Raw genomic sequence first — 917 nt, 5'->3', positions numbered from 1 at the left:
TCTGGCGCCGGGTGCTCGGCCTGGAGGACCGCGGATGAGCGTCCCGCTGCACGACCGCGTCGCCGCGCTCACCGCGGCGCTCGACGCGGGGGAGGGTCGGCTGCCCGCCGCGACCGTCGCCGACGGCCGGGCGGTGCTGGCGCGGGTCGGCGAGCGCGCGGCGCTGTCAGCCGAGCACACCGTCGTCGCGCTCGCCGGGGCCACGGGATCGGGCAAGTCGTCGCTGATGAACGCGCTGGTGGGCGCGGAGATCGCGGTCCCCGGCGTGCAGCGGCCGACCACCGGCGAGGCGCTCGCGGCGGTCCGGGGCGCGGGTGCGGAGCCGCTGCTCGACTGGCTCGGGGTGCGCCGCCGGCACGGGCTGCCGGGCGGGCCCGGTGCGGCGGGGTCGCGGCTGGTGCTGCTCGACCTGCCGGACCACGACTCGGTGGTCGAGGCCCACCGGCTGCGCGCGGAGCACCTGATCGAACGGGTCGACCTGCTGGTCTGGGTCGTCGACCCGCAGAAGTACGCCGACGCGGCGCTGCACGAGCGCTACCTGCGCCCGCTCGCCCGGCACGCGGACGTCGTCGTGCTGGTGCTCAACCAGGCGGACAGGCTCGCGCCGCAGGAGGTCGACGCCGTGCTGGCCGACCTCCGGCGGCTGGCGGCCGACGACGGCCTGCCCGGCGTGCGGACGCTGGCCGTCTCCGCGCGCACCGGGCAGGGCGTGCCCGCGCTGCGTGACCTGCTGGACGACGCCGCCGAGCGCCGCCGGGTGGCCGTCGCCCGGATGACGGCCGACGTCGAGGTCGCCGCGCGTCGGGTGCTCGACGCCTGCGGCGCGGCGTCGGGGCGGCGCCGGGGCCGGGACGACGCGGGGCTGCCGGCGCTCGCGGACGCGCTGGCCGAGGCGGCGGGCGTGCCGGTCGTGGTCG

General features: G+C 79.6%; 1 protein-coding gene. It reads left to right on the top strand.

The genetic code is table 11. The features are described 5' to 3' along the window. Positions 1–34: 34 nt before the first annotated feature. On the top strand, positions 35–917 hold an 883-nt coding region (locus tag FA014_RS19590; RefSeq protein ID WP_195969403.1), incomplete at its 3' end, for a GTPase family protein.

The organism is Cellulomonas hominis (assembly GCF_005239125.1).
GTDB classification, from domain to species: domain Bacteria; phylum Actinomycetota; class Actinomycetes; order Actinomycetales; family Cellulomonadaceae; genus Cellulomonas; species Cellulomonas hominis_A.
This window is presented reverse-complemented; position numbering and strand designations above follow the sequence as displayed.